The following is a 16,386-nucleotide window of genomic DNA, read 5'->3' on the forward strand; positions in this document are numbered from 1 at the left end:
AGTGAGTGAGGGTCGCTGCGCTCAGCGCGCGGCGCCCGGGTTCAGGCCCTGCACGTCCGGGCCGATCAGGTACGCGCCGCCCTGCGCCGCGCGCACCGTGACATCCTGCGCCGTCATGTGCGCGTACTTGACGACCGCGCCCTTGTCCGCCTCGATGTGCACCCGGCGGAGCGTGAGCGCCGTGACGGGCGATTCCGGCAGGCCGACGATCAGCGCGGCCTGCCTCGCGCCCGTCGCCTCGAGGTTCTCGATCGTGATGTCGGAAAAGCGCGGCGTCAGGCGCCCGACGGGCTGCGCCTCGATGACCTCCGGGATCTTCGGATAGAACTCGCTGATCAGGATCGGCGTGCCCACGTCTTCCATGGTCAGGTCGCGATAGACGAGGTTCTTCAGCACGTTGCCGCGGTCGCGGTTCGACTTGATGCGCACGCCGGTCCCGGTGCCCTTGAAATGGATGCGCTCGGCCAGGACGTTGTAGACGCCGCCCGCCACTTCGCTGCCGACGGACAGGCCATGGCCGTGCAGGAAGGTGCTGTCGCGGATGGTGATGTCGTGGCTGGGCGCGTCGCCGCCCGGCGAATCCGGCTGGCCGCTCTTGATGGCGACGTTGTCGTCGCCGGTGTCGATCGTGACGTGGTCGATCAGCACGTGGCTGGACGAGAACGGATCGATGCCGTCGGTGTTGTGCGAGATGCGGTCGGGCGCGAGGATCCGCATGTTCCGGAAGGTCAGGTGATCGCTGTAGTATGGCACGATCTGCCAGCTGGGCGAATTCCGGACGGTGACGTTTTCCATCAGGATGCGGCTGGAGTGGCGGAACACGATCAGGCGCGGGCGCCGGTTCGCCGGCGAGCGGTCCGCCCACCACGACTGGCCGCGGCCGTCGATGGTGCCGCCGCCGTCGATGACGATGTCGGTCGCGTCATCCGACGACAGCAAGGCGCGGCGCGCGGCTTCGCCCAGCTCCTGCACGGGTGGGTAGTCATCGTGGTCCTCGCTGCCGGCCAGCGTCGTCCCGGCGGCGATCGACAGCGTGATGTGGCTCTTCAACGCCAGCGGACCGCTGACGTACAGCGGTGCGCCCCCCAGGACCACCCTGCCGCCGCCCGCGCCGGCGCAGTCGTCGATGGCCTTCTGGATGGCGGCGGTATCCTTGCTGACGCCGTCCCCCTTCGCGCCATAGTCTTTCACGTCGCAGAGCTTGTCCGCGCAAGCGCTGCCCGGCACCGCGGCCAGGATGGCCAGTGCCGTCAATAAGCGAATATTCATTGTTCTCCCCGGCGGGCCGTCGCTGCCCGCTCCTCTCGATTGGCGAAAAATCGTAACAGATGGCACACGCGGCGCGCCGCCGGAAACGCGCGATTTCGCGAGAATCGAAACGGCGCTTGATGGATTTCGCAATGGCCGTTTTCGCCGCCGCCAGGCGCTCGTTACGAAATGATGTAAATCGTAATACGATTTTTCGCAAATCCGGAAATCGTCCGGATATCGCGGCAATAATGCCCCCGAATCGGCGGCTCGAGTCCAGCGCCGGCGCACATAAAACGACATCGAACGATTGGAGGAGACCATGAGAAATTCACCCACGTACCGTATCCGGCCGAACCGCATGAGCGTCGCGGTAGCGCTCGCGCTCGCGTCGCTCGTCGCGGGTCACGCCGCACTGGCGCAGGACGGCACGACGGAACCCGTCAAGATGGCCACGGTGACCGTGACCGCCACCCGGGCGTCGCAGCAGTCGAGCATCGACCGCAAGAAGAACGCCGCCACCGCGATCGACTCCATCGTCGCGGACGACGTCGGCTCGCTGCCCGACCGGAACGTCGGCGAAGCGATTTCGCGGATGGCCGGCATATCGCTCGACCGCGGCGACTTCGGCGAAGGCGTGACCGTCGCCGTGCGCGGCAACGGGCCGGACCTGACGCGCGTGGAGCTCGACGGCCAGGGCGTGCAGTCGGCCGGCGGCACGGACATGTATGGCGGCGGCAGCGGCCGCGGCACCGAATTCCGCCAGCTGTCGGCCGACTTGATCAAGAGCGTGGACGTCGTCAAGGGCTCGACGGCCGACATGACGGAAGGCTCGCTCGGCGGCGGCATCCGCATCCAGACGCGCACGGGCCTCGACTTCAAGAAGCCGTTCGTGTCGGTGCGCGTGGCCGAGTCGCAAAGCTCGCTCAACAAGAAATGGGAGCCGGACGCCAACCTGATCCTGGCCAACAAGTACCTCGACGGCCGCCTGGGCGTGCTGCTGAACGCATCGTCGACGACCCTGGCCAACGAGTCGCATTCGGTGCAGGTCGCGAACGCGGCGCGGGCGGGCTACAGCCGCCTGACCGACTTCGACAACTCGCCGGAAAAGACGTTCTCGTTCATGCCGGACACGATGAACACGGCCGACTCGAACACGACCACGCCGATGCTGCGCTCGCCCCTGGCCGCGGGCGGCACGTTCGCCGCGGCGACGCCGCTCGAGGTGTTGACGCGGTCGGCCGCCGCCAGGACCAAGGCCGACTGCTACGCCGCGTTCCCGACACTGACCGCGGCCCAGAGCGGCGCGATCGTGTCCAGCGCGCGCGGCGCGGCCGCGTCCCAGCGCGCCAACGAGTTGATCACCTGCCTGAACCAGTGGAACGACTACACGCCGTCGAACATCCGCAACTTCGTGAAACGCGAATTCGACAAGCGCCAGAACCTCGACCTGCGCCTGGATTTCAAGGTCGACAAGAACCTGACGCTGTACGCGAAAGGCAGCTACAACCGCCGCTACGACGACATGCACCAGCTGACCTACACCGTCGGCAACGCCAAGGTGAATCCGTCCGGCGCGAATGCCGTGCTGAGCCCCACCTATTCCGGACCCGCTTACATCGACAACCTGGCGGCGGGCACGCGCGTCCCGGCGCCGGGCTCGGGTTACTATTCGTACGGCACCCCGACCCAGGCGACGAATACGCTGCTCCAGAGCTCCGTGTCCGACGTGGTTCCCGGCTCCATCGTCGCGGATTCGACCCACCACCTGACCCAGTACACGATCACCGACGGCGGCGCGGTCACCGACCAGGTGCACGAATACGCGAAGACGTCCGCGCAATATGCGCAGCTGGGCGGCACGTACAAAAAAGGCCCGTTGAACGTGGAATTCTTCGTCGGCGACGCCAGGTCGAAATTCGAGCGCGTGCAGAAGCGCCTGAGTTTCACGAACTACTACGGGCCGACCACGCTGACCCTGCTGCCGAATGGCCTGTGGGGCTACTCGTTCCCGAACGGGAATTTCGACCAGTCCGACCCGTCCCAGTACGCGACCCTCTACCCCGGCGCGGCGACCGGCGCCGTCAAGGCCAGTCCCACCAACACGCGCCCCGCGCCGGCGTATTCGGCCGCGCAACAGCCGCTGCTCACGCAACAGCCCAGCACCTACTACAACCCGCGCCAGTTCGCGACCGAGGAGCGCACGGCCAAGCTGGACCTGACGTATGCGGCGCCGGAGTCGGTGCCGTTCTTCACGCGCTTCAAGGCCGGCTTCAACCTGCGCGACAACATCCACGACAACTGGGACCCGAACAGCGGCAACAGCGGCGGCTACACGGTCAAGGCGGCCGTCGGCACGTTCGGCCAGCCCGGCTACGTGCCGGCGGTCGTGCTGCCCACGCCGATCATCCGCAGCACCTTCAACGGCTGCCAGAACACGGCCGGCTCGCTGGGCGCGGGCGGCAACGCCTGCCAGTACGGCTTCCTGCCGAGCGCCGATCCGCGCCATGCGCTGGACGGCAACACGACGATGACGGCGCAGCAGTTCCAGGACCTGGTGAGCCAGACGCTGAAGGGCCAGGCGACGCCGACCCGCTTCTTCTCCGGCGCGACCGGCCGCCCGTCCGGCCTGCTGAACAACTGGACGGGACTCGACGTCGACAAGGCGTTCGCGCTCGTGGCCACGCCCAACACGAACCTCGACTGCCTGAAGAACTGCGTGGCCAGCGACGGCAACGTCTATGCGCAGCCCTACCAGCACCTCACCGAGCGCACCGAGGCGTTCTACCTGATGGGCGACTTCCGGATCGACGAGCTGCCGTTCACGCACCGCGCGCTGCCGTTCGGCTGGCAGATCGACGGCAACATGGGGTATCGCTACGTGCGGACCAAGGTCCACGGCACCGGCATGATGACCCTGACGTCGATCACGCCGGTCGAGGGCGTGTACGACCCGCTGAAACCGACGGCGCCGGGCGGTACGCTCAGCACCTCGATCTCGCAGGCCGTGGCCGTCGATTCGTCGACCCACGATTTCCTGCCAAGCTATAACCTGGCCATGTGGATGGTCCCCGACAAGCTGGTGACCCGCTACAGCTGGGGCAAGACCGTGGCGCGTCCGCCCGTCAGCTACCTGCTGCCCGCCGGGACCTGCACCTACGACGCCACCCTGGCCGACCGCGACCCGAGCGCGTCGCAGACGTGCAGCGGCACGATCGGCAATCCGGGCCTGCAGGCGCAGACCAACGTCAACCAGAACCTGAGCTTCGAATGGTATCCGAACAAGGATACGATGTTCACGATCGCCGGCTTCAAGCAGGAAGGCAAGATCGGGCCGGCCCTCAGCCGCGGCGTGAGCAGCCTGCCGCTGGCGGGCGGCGACAACCTGGTCGATCCGACGACCGGCGTCTCGCTGGCGGACCTCGATTTCAACTACGCCCTGTGGCTGAACGGCGCCGCGACGACCCGCAAGGGCATCGAGTTCGGCACCAAGACGGCCTTCACCTTCCTGCCCTGGCGCCTGCGCTACACCGGTTTCGATGCGAACTACACGAAGCTGCGCTCGGTGACCTCGACCCAGAACGAAGTCGACCTGCTGACCGGCACGCCGCTGCCGCCGGAGCGCGAATCGAAATATTCGTACAACTGGGCGCTGTGGTACGACGACGGCCGCCTGTCGGCGCGCGTGGCGGTGCAGGCGGTGGCGTCGTACTTCAACTGCATCGCCGGTTGCGGCTCGGCCGACCAGAGCAACTACCCGGCCGCCGGCGTCACCAGCGGCATGGTCAAGTTCCCGTACAACCCGGGCTCGCCGAACTTCAAGGACTCGACGCGCTTCATCGACGCCAAGCTTTCCTACAAATGGCGGCCGAACATCGAGTTCTTCGTCGAAGGCCGCAACCTGGGCAATGCGACGACGTCGAACAGCCAGGGATCGTTCGCGCCGTTCGCGAACGGCACGCCGAACCTGCTCGACTACGCGTATGCCGGGCGCCGCATCATGATCGGCATGAACTTCCGCAATATGTAATGCGCGGCGGCGGCGCGGGGTCAGGCGGCGTGGATCGCCTGCCGCCGCGCCGCAGGGAGGCGGGGTTCGACATGCTCGCGATCGTCGTGCACGCGCTCCGTATTGCGCACGCGCTGCTGGTAGCCGCGCGGCGAGCAGCCCAGTTCGCGCTTGAACACCAGGTGCATGTACTGGCTCGACGTGAAGCCGCACTTGTGCGCCACGTCGGCCAGGTTGCAATCGTCCTGCGCCAGCATGGCGGTGGCGGCATCGAGCCGCGCGCGCAGGATCTCGTCGTGCACGCTGTAGCCGACCTGCTGCCGGAAATGGCTCTCGAGCGAAGAGCGCGAGATGCCGACATAGTTCGCCACCTGGTCGGTCTTGATGCCCTGGCAGGCGTACTGGCGGATGTAGTGGCGGGCGCGCATCACGTGCGGATGCGTGGCCGGCACGTGCCGCGAGGACGCCTGGACGTTGATGCCGGCGGGCGGCACCAGGATGCGGGTCGTCGCCAGCGGCACGCCGTGCAGGATGCGGTCGAGCAGGTGCGCCGCCGTGCGGCCCATCTCCTGCGCGCCCTGGATCACGGACGTCAGCGGGATGCGGGTCAGCACGCGCGCCAGCGGATCGTTGTCGATGCCCACCACCGCGACCTGCTCCGGCACGGCGATCCCGGCCAGCGCGCACGCCTGCAGCAGCTGGCGGGCGCGCGCATCGGTGACGGCGATGATGCCGACCGGCTTCGGCAACCGGTGCAGCCAGGCGATCTGTTCGCGCACCGCCTGGTTCCACGTCGGCGCGCGCGTGCATTGGCCGCGAAAGATCTCCGGCCTGGCGTGGTCGTGCTGCACCAGCGCCGCGAACGCCTTCTCGCGCTCCTGCGCCCAGCGGTTCTCGCTCGCCTCGGGGAGGCTGAACAGCGCGAAGTGGGGCAGCCCGGACTCGATCAGGTGTTCGTAGGCGAGCTTGATGACCTTGACATTGTCGGTGGCCACATAGGGCACGACCGCCGGATAGTCCGCCGGATGCTCGTACGAGCCCCCGACCGCGACCAGCGGCACGCGCGTGCCGGCGAGCGCCGCGGCGACGACCGGATCGTCGAAGTCCGCGATGATGCCGTCCCCCTGCCATTTCTCGATGCCCGCCAGGCGCAGGCGGAAATCCTCCTCGAGGAACAGGTCCCATTGCGTCCGCGTGCCCGACAGGTAATCCGCGACGCCGAGGATGACGTCGCGGTCGAATGCCTTGTTCGCATTGAACAGGAGGGCGATGCGGTGTGCGTGTGACCTTGCCATGTTTGTCTCCTCACCAAGCTGCTTACATATTGCGGAAGTTGACCCCGACCATGATGCGGCGGCCCGCGTAGGCATAGTCCAGCAGGTTCGGCGTCCCCGCGGAGAACGGGGCGAAGCTCGCCTGGCTGTTCGACGTCGTCGCATTGCCCAGGTTGCGTCCTTCGATGAAGAACTCGATGTTCGGCTTCCACTTGTACGACACCTTGCCGTCGATGAAGCGGGACGCGTCCCGGAAGTTCGGCGAGCCCGGGTTGTACGGGAAGCGGGTCGCGATCACGCCCACCGCTGGATAGTCGTTGACCCCGAGCTGGCCGCAGCCGGCGATGCAGGTGAAGTACGACGCCACGGACTGCACCGCGACCCGCGCCGACACCCTGCCGTCGTCGTACCACACCGCCCAGTTGTACGAATATTTCGATTCGCGCGCCGGCGGCAGCGGCGTGCCGGTCAGCAGGTCGACCACGTTTTCCGCCGACGTGGCCGAGCGCAGCCGCGTGTAGTTGGCGTCGACGCCGGTATAGCGCAGCAACCAGGGCAGGAAGGTGAACGCCGTCCTGGTGCCGAGTTCGAGGCCCTTGCGCGTCGTCGCCGCGCCGTTCTGCCAGAGCGAATAATTGAAATCGAGCGCGCCGAGCGCGACGCCGGTGGTGGGATCGACGAGGCTAGAGCCGCCCGCCAGCGGGACGCTGCTCGCCCCGCGCGGCACGGCCGGGCCGACCTTCCCTTCCTGCCTGAACACGGCGACCGAGAACATCGTGTCCCGGTTCGGATAGTATTCGACGCTCAGGTTCTGGTTGACGTTGGTCTGCGCGCGCAGGGCCGGGTTGCCGATCGTGCCGCTGCAGCCCTGCGGCGCGCCGGGATTCGTGTCCTGCAGGGTGGCGTCGTAGCGGCACGTCCCGGACGGCAGCAGGTCCGCGACGGGCGGACGCGCCACGGCCCTGGCGTGGTTGTAGCGCGCCACCAGCCGGTCCGGCACGAGCCACAGCGCCAGGTTGTAGATCGGCAGGAAGTCGTGGCTGGCGGCGTCGATCGCCACCGGTTGCGAGACCGAGTTCGTGACCGTGCCGCCGGCCGCGCCCGGCCGGGCCGGGTCGTACGAATCGGTCTTCGTGACCGAGGTGAACGTCATCATGCCTTCGCCATGCACCTTCGTCCGGACGTAGCGATACCCCATGTTCCCGTCGATCTCCCAGCCGAACGGCAGCGCCAGTCCGAAGTCGCCCATGACGTAGAACGCGCTGGTGCGCTCGACCAGGTGCTGCTGCGGTTGCCGGTAGACCTGGCCGTCGCTGGCGGTGCACGACTTGACGCAGTCGAAATTCATGTTCGGCGTGGCGACCAGCGCGAAGGCCTTGTCGACGTCGATGCCGGTCCAGTTGTCCGGCAGTCCGGCCGCCCGCCCGCTGGCGCCCGCAAAGAACCCGGTGGGCGTGGCCTGCCCTTTCAAGGTCTGCGTGACGAGGTCCTGGAACTGCTGCGCCGTCAGCACCGTATTGCCGTCGAGCGCGCGGCGCGGGTCAAAGCCCGGCGTGAAGCCGTAGCGGCAGGCGTTGCCGCCGGGGGCCAGCGAGCCTGGCGTGTCCTGGCAGCCGTTGAACGTGCTGCGGATGATGGGCGTCGGCAGCACCACCGCCGGCACGTAGCCGGGCCGGCCGAACGTGCCGACCGCCGCCCGCACGGTGTAGCCGCCGCTGTTGCCGGTGTTCGGGTCCCAGCTGTCGCGGCGCGTATCGCGCAGGTTGACGCCGGCCTTGAAGCGCTTGAAGAAGGGGATCGTCTCCGGCGTCGCCCAGGTCACGTCGACCCTGGCGGTGCGCTCCCCGCTTTCCATCAGGCGCGGATTGAAATAGGTGCTGGGCTGCTGGGTCAGCAGCGGCTGCTGCGCGGCCGCGTAGGCGGGAAGCGCGCGTGTGTTGTAGGGGCCGGGTTGGACCGCGGACGACGCCGCGCCCGGCGTGAGGATCGCGTACTGGGCCGGGTCGGCCTGGTTGAAGTTGCTGGCGGCCGGGATGGCGTAGCCCCACAGCCCGTTCGGCAGCACGGACATGGTCACGGGGCCGTAGTAGTCGCTGTAGCTCAGGCGCTTCTGGGCCCGTTCGAAACGCGACCTGGCGTCGCCGACGAAGAACTCGGCCTTGAGGGGGCCGTCGCGGTATTCGCCGCCCAGCTGCAGGTATTGCGCCGTCGTCTTCGCGTATTCGTGCACCTGGTCGGTCGTGGCGCTCGCATCGCTGATCGTGTACCGGGTCAGGTGGTGGTTGGCGTCGGCGACGATGGAGCCGGGGACGATGTTCGCCACCGAGCTTTGCAACAGCGTGTTCGCGGACTGCGCCGGCGTGGCGTAGGCGTAGTAGCCCGAACCGGGCACCGGGGTGCGCGTGCCGGCCTGCAGGTCGTCCACATAGGCCGGACCGGCATATCCCGGGCTGACGGTGCCGGACGGGTTGACCTGCACGCTGCCCAGCGTGTAGGTCAACTGGTGCATGTCGTCGTAGCGCCGGTTGTAGCTGCCCTTGGCATACACGGTCAGGCGGTCGTCGACCTTGAAGTCGGCGCGCAGGTCGAGGTTCTGGCGCTTGTCGAATTCGCGCTTGATCATGTAGCGCACATTGGACGGCGTGTAGTCGCTCCACTGGTTGAGGCAACTTGCCAGTTCGTTGATGCGCTGGTTCTGCGCGGCGCCGCGCGCGCTCGCCGCGATGGCGCTGCTCTGCGCCGCCGTCAGCGCGGGAAAGGCGGCATAGCAGTCGGCCTTGGTGCCGGCGGCGGCCGACCGGGTCAGCACCTCGAGCGGCGTGGCCGCGTCGAAGGTGCCGCCGGCGGCCAGCGGCGAGCGCAGCATCGGCGTCGTCGCATTCGCATCCGCCGCGTTCATCGTCTCCGGACGAAACGTGAACGTCTTCGCGGGCGAGCCGTCGAAGTCGGCCAGCCGGTAATAGCCCTGCAGCGCCGATTGCGCCACCTGGGCCGAATGGGCCTCGTTGGCGAGCGTGGCGGACGACGCGTTCAGCAGCACGCCCAGGCGGCCGTCCAGGTATTTGTGCGCCAGCACCACGTTCGCGTCCGGCTCCCAGATCCGGTTCAAGGAGCCGCGCGAGCCGGCCACGCGCACCGAGACGAAAGGCTTCTTGAAATCGAGGCCGGTGCGGGTCTTGATGATCACGCCGCCGCCGAGCGAGCCCTCGGTCATGTCGGCGGTCGCGCCCTTGATCACGTCCACGCTCTTGATCAGGTCCGACGACAACTGGCGGAACTCGGTGCCGCGGCCGCCGCCGCCGCCGTACATGTCGGTGCCGCCGGCCGACTGGACGGCCTGGCCGTCGATCTCGACGCGGGTCAGGTCGGGGCCGTTGCCGCGCACGGCGACGGTGACGCCTTCGCCGAAGTCGCCCCGGTCCAGCGACACGCCCGACATGCGCGAGATCGCCTCGCCGATGTTCCGGTCCGGCAGCGAGCCCACGTCGTCGGCCACGATCGAATCGAGCGCCGTCGCGGCGTTCTTCTTGCGTTGGATGCCGGATTGCTGCGATGCCCGGGTGGCGACCACCAGCACCTGCTTCACGGGGTCGTCGCCGCCGCCGGGCCGTTCCTGCGCGTTCTCCGCGGCTTGCGCCTGGGCGCCGGCGGGTGCGCCGCACATGAGCAGGAGCGCGGCCGACACGGCGCAGCACGCGGCCTTGCGCTGGCCGGGTACGTCCTTGTCGCCCGCCCGCTGGCCGTGCACTGGCGCCGATGGGAGGATGAACACGGCGCCGCTGGCGCTGACCTTGCCGTACAAGCCCGTGCCGGACAACAGGCGCTGCAAGGCGACGGACATCGGAAAACTGCCCCGCACCTGGTTCGTGCACACGTTGGCGAGGATATCCTCGGACGCCAGGATGTTGATGCCCGCCTGCTTGGCAAACACGTTGATCGTGCTCGTGGCGGGACCCGCGGGAATGTCGAACTGCTTGTCGACTTCCTGGGCGTGCCCGGCCTGTGGCATGACGGCCGCGCCGGCAACAAGAACAATGGCGGCAATGCTACCGCAATGATGTGTGACCATCACGCGTGTCTCCTTTACCTGGTCCTCTTATGAAACGGAATCTTTGCTCCGTTATGAATCAGGACGAACGGATCTCGAAAATCCCTGATTTTTTTGGCCAGGCGTTATAAGAATTGTCGGGGCGATCAGATGCTGTTCTTGTCGGGACCATCCCTGGCGCCGATGACGATGCTTTCGCGACCGACTTCGATCGGCACGTTGAGATAGGCGCCGATATCCTTCGCAAACTGCTCGGCCGCGTCGATCTGGTACTGCCCGAAGATGCGCTTGCCCTCCAGCGCCGGGTCCGAAATGATGATCTTCTTGACGCTGTAGCGATTGAAATCGGCGACCGCCTCGCCGAGGGTTTGCCGCGTGAATATCAACTTCCCCTCCCTCCATGCCAGTTTTCTCTGGATCTCCTGCGGCTGCCGCGCGACGGTGATCTGCGCCGTCCTGTAGGGAACGAAACTGCGTTGGCCGGCGGTCAGCAGCGCCTTGGCGTTGCCGGTCCATACCTCGACCGTCCCTTCGGTGACGAGGACCTCGGCGCCGTCCTTGAAACGGCGCACGCCGAATGCCGTGCCGACCGCGCGCACCCGCACGTCGCCCGCTTCCACGACGAACGGCTTGGTCTTGTCCTTTGCGACCTCGAACCAGGCCTCGCCCTTGACGAGCGTGATCTGGCGTTTTTCGCTGGTCAGCCTGACTTCCAGCCGGCTGCTGCTGTTGATGCTGGCCACCGACGTATCCGCCAGCGCGACCCGCCGGAATTCGCCGCGCGCCGTCGACAACGTGGTGCGGCGCTCCGCCACGTTCAGCGAGACGCCCACGCCGAACAGGCCCAAGCCGGCCGCCCAGGCCCCGTATCTGAGCAGCGCGCGCCGGTTGGCGCCCTTCGGTTCGGACGCATCGGAGCGCAGCGCATAGCGGTCGTCGCCCGGATACAGATCGCGCTGCGCGACCGCCTGCGCGATTGCATTGTCGATGACGGTCGCGCGGATATACGCGCCCTTGTGCCGGGTATCTTCTTCAAGCCAGGCATCGAAATGCGCCCGCTCGTCCGCATCGAGTTCCCGTTCCGACTGAATCCGCAGCCATGCAAGGGCCTGATTATCGATCGCTGACATTGGTCTTTCCTGCCTTGTTAATCTTGCGCACCTTCATGCTGGGCGGTATGTCGTGGGTGCCCTGCCGTTTCATCATGTCGGAGATCAGCTCCATCCCCTTGGCCGATTCGTATTCGACGGCCTTTTCCGTGACGCCCAGCGAATCCGCGGTCTCCTTCAGCGACAGGCCATAGATCCGCCGCGCGCGGAACACTTCGCGGCAGCGGTCGGGCAGCTTGCCGATCAAGCCCATCACCCAGCGCAGTTCGGCGCGGCCGGACGCGATCCGCTCGGGGCCGGGCATGTGATCCTGGACGTCCAGCTCGCCCAGGTTGGCCATGATGTCGATATTCACGACGGCGTCGCGCCGGAGCCGGTCGGTGATGAGGTTTTTTGCGATCTGCACGAAGTAGCCGCGCGGGTCCTTGACGTGCGTGACGTCGTCCATCTGCATCACCTTGCAGTAGACCTCCTGGATCACGTCGTCCACGTCGGCCGCACTCGCGCAGACGCGCCGTAATCTGAGGCGAAACTCGGCTTCGAAGGGCAGCAGGTGCACCGTCAGCCAGTTGATAGTGTCTTGGTTCATGTTTTTTCTCGTGTCCCATCAGTATGGACGAGCGAACCTGGCTTTTCCCTAAAATTTTCCCTAAAAATTTCTTCGCGGAGCAGCGGGCAACGCCTGCGCCAGCCTGGCCAAGGTCCCGGCGCGCAGGGAGCCACGCCATCCACCGGATGTGCAGACACGCGACGATCCGTGGCCGCTGGCTGGCGTCCCAAGAATTCATTGGAGTCGGTGACGACAAACGGACTGACGTCTCGCGTTCACCGGATTGGCAATACACCTCCGAAAAACATGCGAATTCATTCCATTAGCTGCCGATGTTTCGGCACGATGGTCCAGGCATCAGCCGAATTGCATGGCAATGCAAAATTTCAGCCGATATTCATAAACCGGATCGAATAAACCAAATTGCCACGAATCAATATAAGTTTATCGCACGAGAAAATCGTTGGAAATAAATCATCGGGAACGGCGATTACAAGTCACGAAGTCGGCAACCAGATTGTTATTTCTTTTCTTGCGCAATTGCGCGAATGATTGCAAGATGCGATAGCGCTTCCGATTCCAGATCACCAATTTACAGTGCATGAATCATTTCGGCTTTCGCACGTCGCCGACGATGGCGAAGCGACCGCCCCATATCCATTGGTAATGTGTTTACTACAGGAGAAGTTGCGATGGCGAAAGAGAAAATAACGATCACCAAGATCATTAACAAGTTCATTCTTCCCAAGCAGCCAACGAGTGCCGCGATGGATACGGCGGTCGCGCAATTGGGACTGTTCTTCGATGAAGAGCTTCAGATCGAGAATTATGTCCAGGACTGCATCAACATGACTGTTTTTCGGGACAAGATCAACGCCGACCAAGACTGGGACGTGTCCACCTGGCCCACCTTGCATACCGGCGCCGAACACTTTTATTACAAGCAGGCCACCTTCGGAACCAGATACATCACGGTGTTGATTCCGTTTCCGCCGCCCAGCACCGCAGCGAGCGATACGCCGGTCAACCCCTATTCCTTCGTGACGTTGATCGCACCGTCCGGCTCCAGATATACCGAGTTCCAGCACACCCTCAGCAACGGCATTACCACCTCGATTTCGTTGGGACTGGCATTTGCCGGCGTCATGACAGGCGCATTGACGACCGTGGAGAATTCCCTGAGCGAGATCGGTCTCGGGATCATTTCGAAACTGGGGCTCGTCGAGTCGGAAATCGAGATCGGATTTGCCGACGTGTCCATGATTTCGAGCGCCGTCGCGTTGCCCCTCTTGCTGGCCGGCTGCCTGGTGATGGGCATCCTGTGGGGTATTCAAAAGAGCATCCAGTACTCGATCGAGATCGACAACAACACGGATTACGACCTGACCATTCCGTTTCCGTATCTGGTCAATGACAATACCGAGTACGAGAAAAAGAACCTGGTCATTCCCAAGAGAGAGCCGGCCGGGACACCGATTCCCGGCGTCCCTGGCGGAATCAGCGATCAAGGGAGCGTCAACCAGTTCAACTTCGTCAGCTCCGTGGCAAGCACCCTGCACGGCGTGGGCATCGGGACGCAGTTCCAGATCAACGGACAGAATCTCGATTTCAGGTTCGAGAAACCCCTCGTTGGCGATTTATCGATGAAGGCCACCATCGACTCCGCCACGGCGGAAGACTACTACAACACCAACATGGGCTACGACGACAAGCCGGAAGTCACCCTGAACATGGGTGCCATCGTCTTCAAGGTAGCGGCCACGCAAAGGAGCAGGTCCGACAGTGACCAGAATTGGTTCATCAAGGGATCGTTTACGCAAACCTGATGGAAAGACCGAGCGATGAAAGCCAGGCTGATCGACAAGAACTTCTATATCCTCCACAGCGACATCAATGGCGTCGTTTCTGCGGATAAAATGTATTCCAGAAAAACGAATATTGTCGCCTTCATGAATACCCTGAAGGAAAACAAGGACACCGACATTCGTGGATGGAGCGAGTTCAAGGACGACAGGACGGGCGCGCCGTACAAGGCGCGCAGTCACATGTACGAGAACGGCGCCTATGTGAAGCTGATTTACCCGCTGAATCAGACGCAGCAGGCGGACAATATCTACAGTGTCTATGTAACGACGCCCGATTTTACGATCCATTACGAGCTGACGATGGAGCTGGAGCACGTCATCGAGGCCCTGATCGGTGGAATCATCGTCTCGGCGCTGGCAGCGATCATATCCCTGTCCGCCGAATCCACGATATTGATCGAGTCGGCGGCGATCGCCGAACTGCTGGGAATCGATATCTCGTTCGAAGTCTCCAGTGCCGCCATTCCCGGGATAGGCGCCGTGCTCGCATTCCTTGGAATACTGGTCGCCGGCGTACTCCTGGCCCTGCAGCAATTCACGAAATACAACCTGTACATCGTAAACAACACGCATGACGATATCCGCGTCCTCAAGCCGATCCTCATGTACAACCCTAAAGTCGAGATAAAACAGGAAGAGTTCGTCATCCCGGCGATCCGGCCGGCCGGATCGCCGATCCCGGGGGTCCCGAACAGCACGTCGGATGATTCCCAGGTGTGCGTCTATAACCTGATGAACTGTACCGACAACCATTATCAAGGCACGGGATTCGCCATCGGATTCGACAAGCCGGGCGCATCGTCGAGCGTATTTCTCAACTTCTTCGTATCTTGGCGGAACAAGGTAAATTACAACGCCTTCACGAGAAATGCAGACGAGCTCGACGACGAAATACTCTTCTGGAATCTCTACAATGTGGTGAAAGAATGCAGGACTTATGAGGACTGGTCCATCTACAACGACCTGTACCAGGACAATGATTCCTTCACCCTGGTGGTGACCGTGAACGACAGATAATCGCACGACAAACCGAACGTCCAAAAAAGGGAGGCAACCCATGTCGCAAGTGAAAAATACCATCCAGATCGATAGTTCACGGAACTATGTCATCGACCTTCAATCGTCGAAGTTTCACCAGCACTTGAATCTGTCGGCACAGCCCGATCCGAGCTTCCGGGACTACCTGCAGGATTCATTGAATGTCGACATTACCCGCAAACACATACTGGATCAGCAGCTGACTCCGGAGAAGTGGGGCACATTCCAGCTGGACGGCGAGACCTATTATCACTTCACGCAACACCATGGCGACAGCAGATACGTAACGATTATCGTCAAGACGCCGGTGCCCGACGCGAGCGCGGCGTCAGCCGACGGGCTCACCGCATATCACGGCGAATCCTACGTCCTGACGAACTCCTTCGGCAGAAAACAGGACTTGAAATACCAGATCTCCATGGGCCTCGTCGGCGTCGGCGCGTTCACCTCTCTCATCGGCATATTGAATCTCGGCCGGCTGCAGGACGTGTACAAGGAAGGTTTGAAATTCTTCGTGAATGGGGCGATCAGGTTTCTCAATCTCTTCGGCGCTGAAATAGACGAATTCGAGACCGTATTTGCGACGACGGGCAACGCCTTCTTCGGCGTGTTGTCCCTGGTGTCTTCCGTGGTGCTGGGCGTGATCCTGGCCGAAGCCAAGGACATCAACGTGGCCATGGAATTCGCCAACGAGACCGACAAGGATGTCACCCTGCTCAAACCCTACTTCGAGGGCGGCATGTACGACTACGGAGACGATGAGCATGTCATTCCCAAGGCGGTCGGTCCAAACAACGTCGACCAGCAGCAGTTATTCAGCAGCTACTCTCTGGCGAACACCAACTCGAATCAGCTGAAGGGCGTCGGCGGCGCCGTCAAGCTCCTCGTGGATGGCAAAAGCGTTTTCTTCAAGATATATGTGGGCCACGACAGTGAATTGAGCGTGAAGCTGATGGCTTCGGAGGCCTATGCGGACGCCCAGGATTTCTACAGCAAGGTGGATTCCACCGAGCCGGAAAATCCGAATACGGTCACCGTCGGCACCTATACGGTCACGGCGGATGCGGCCATCACGCCTGTCGGCATCGACAACTTTGCCGCCCGGATCATCGTCAAACCCACCGCAAGCACGGCGACCTGAGACCCGGACCGGCCATCGGGACAGCGCGCTTTCCCGCAAGCCGTGCAAAAAAAGGCCCGCCGGTCGGCGGGCCGAATCTGCCTCCGGGGAGACAGAACAGGAGA

The 16,386-nt window shown here is 64.0% G+C and carries 9 protein-coding genes; 4 read left to right on the top strand and 5 right to left on the bottom strand.

Annotation, left to right across the window (positions count from 1 at the left end; all coding sequences use genetic code 11):
* Positions 1–21: 21 nt before the first annotated feature.
* On the bottom strand, positions 22–1,269 hold the full coding sequence (locus tag ASC93_RS10270) for a glycoside hydrolase family 28 protein (RefSeq protein ID WP_056440749.1): 1,248 nt from the start codon (positions 1,267–1,269) through the stop codon (positions 22–24).
* A 301-nt stretch (positions 1,270–1,570) separates the two neighbouring features.
* On the opposite strand from ASC93_RS10270, the gene ASC93_RS10275 reads away from it, so the two are divergent.
* Positions 1,571–5,278, top strand: coding sequence for a TonB-dependent receptor (locus tag ASC93_RS10275; protein WP_229412673.1), 3,708 nt, complete (start codon positions 1,571–1,573; stop codon positions 5,276–5,278).
* A gap of 20 nt (positions 5,279–5,298) precedes the next feature.
* Here ASC93_RS10275 and ASC93_RS10280 read toward each other — a convergent pair whose 3' ends face one another.
* The 4 genes from ASC93_RS10280 to ASC93_RS10295 all read right to left on the bottom strand — a co-directional run bounded on the left by ASC93_RS10280 (position 5,299) and on the right by ASC93_RS10295 (position 12,277).
* Positions 5,299–6,552, bottom strand: a complete 1,254-nt coding sequence (locus ASC93_RS10280) for a DNA-binding transcriptional regulator (protein ID WP_082547910.1) — start codon at positions 6,550–6,552, stop codon at positions 5,299–5,301.
* A 22-nt stretch (positions 6,553–6,574) separates the two neighbouring features.
* Positions 6,575–10,600: a TonB-dependent receptor gene (locus ASC93_RS10285; RefSeq protein WP_229412675.1), complete on the bottom strand. Its 4,026-nt coding sequence runs from the start codon at positions 10,598–10,600 to the stop codon at positions 6,575–6,577.
* A gap of 125 nt (positions 10,601–10,725) precedes the next feature.
* Entirely contained in the window at positions 10,726–11,709 is a 984-nt protein-coding gene (locus ASC93_RS10290) for a FecR domain-containing protein (protein WP_056440757.1), read from the bottom strand.
* Positions 11,693–12,277, bottom strand: coding sequence for an RNA polymerase sigma factor (locus ASC93_RS10295; protein ID WP_056440760.1), 585 nt, complete (start codon positions 12,275–12,277; stop codon positions 11,693–11,695). Before ASC93_RS10295 ends, ASC93_RS10290 begins: the two co-directional genes overlap by 17 nt.
* A 653-nt stretch (positions 12,278–12,930) precedes the next feature.
* Here ASC93_RS10295 and ASC93_RS10300 point away from each other — a divergent pair.
* Genes ASC93_RS10300 through ASC93_RS10310 form a run of 3 tightly spaced genes read left to right on the top strand, consistent with a single transcriptional unit; the run spans position 12,931 to position 16,282 of the window.
* The gene (locus tag ASC93_RS10300) at positions 12,931–14,064 is read left to right on the top strand and encodes a hypothetical protein (protein WP_056440763.1); all 1,134 of its coding nucleotides are present in this window, start codon (positions 12,931–12,933) and stop codon (positions 14,062–14,064) included.
* A gap of 15 nt (positions 14,065–14,079) precedes the next feature.
* Positions 14,080–15,120, top strand: coding sequence for a hypothetical protein (locus ASC93_RS10305; RefSeq protein WP_056440769.1), 1,041 nt, complete (start codon positions 14,080–14,082; stop codon positions 15,118–15,120).
* A 40-nt stretch (positions 15,121–15,160) separates the two neighbouring features.
* Positions 15,161–16,282: a hypothetical protein gene (locus tag ASC93_RS10310; protein WP_056440772.1), complete on the top strand. Its 1,122-nt coding sequence runs from the start codon at positions 15,161–15,163 to the stop codon at positions 16,280–16,282.
* Positions 16,283–16,386 lie beyond the last annotated feature (104 nt).

This window comes from Massilia sp. Root335, assembly GCF_001425685.1.
GTDB classification, from domain to species: Bacteria; Pseudomonadota; Gammaproteobacteria; order Burkholderiales; family Burkholderiaceae_D; genus Telluria; species Telluria luteola.

What these genes read in the sequence shown, in the direction of transcription:
- ASC93_RS10270 (WP_056440749.1), bottom strand. Translation starts at nt 1,269, where the DNA reads ATGAATATTCGCTTATTGACGGCACTGGCCATCCTGGCCGCGGTGCCG.
- ASC93_RS10310 (WP_056440772.1), top strand. Translation starts at nt 15,161, where the DNA reads ATGTCGCAAGTGAAAAATACCATCCAGATCGATAGTTCACGGAACTAT.
- ASC93_RS10290 (WP_056440757.1), bottom strand. Translation starts at nt 11,709, where the DNA reads ATGTCAGCGATCGATAATCAGGCCCTTGCATGGCTGCGGATTCAGTCG.
- ASC93_RS10300 (WP_056440763.1), top strand. Translation starts at nt 12,931, where the DNA reads ATGGCGAAAGAGAAAATAACGATCACCAAGATCATTAACAAGTTCATT.
- ASC93_RS10280 (WP_082547910.1), bottom strand. Translation starts at nt 6,552, where the DNA reads ATGGCAAGGTCACACGCACACCGCATCGCCCTCCTGTTCAATGCGAAC.
- ASC93_RS10275 (WP_229412673.1), top strand. Translation starts at nt 1,571, where the DNA reads ATGAGAAATTCACCCACGTACCGTATCCGGCCGAACCGCATGAGCGTC.
- ASC93_RS10305 (WP_056440769.1), top strand. Translation starts at nt 14,080, where the DNA reads ATGAAAGCCAGGCTGATCGACAAGAACTTCTATATCCTCCACAGCGAC.
- ASC93_RS10295 (WP_056440760.1), bottom strand. Translation starts at nt 12,277, where the DNA reads ATGAACCAAGACACTATCAACTGGCTGACGGTGCACCTGCTGCCCTTC.
- ASC93_RS10285 (WP_229412675.1), bottom strand. Translation starts at nt 10,600, where the DNA reads ATGGTCACACATCATTGCGGTAGCATTGCCGCCATTGTTCTTGTTGCC.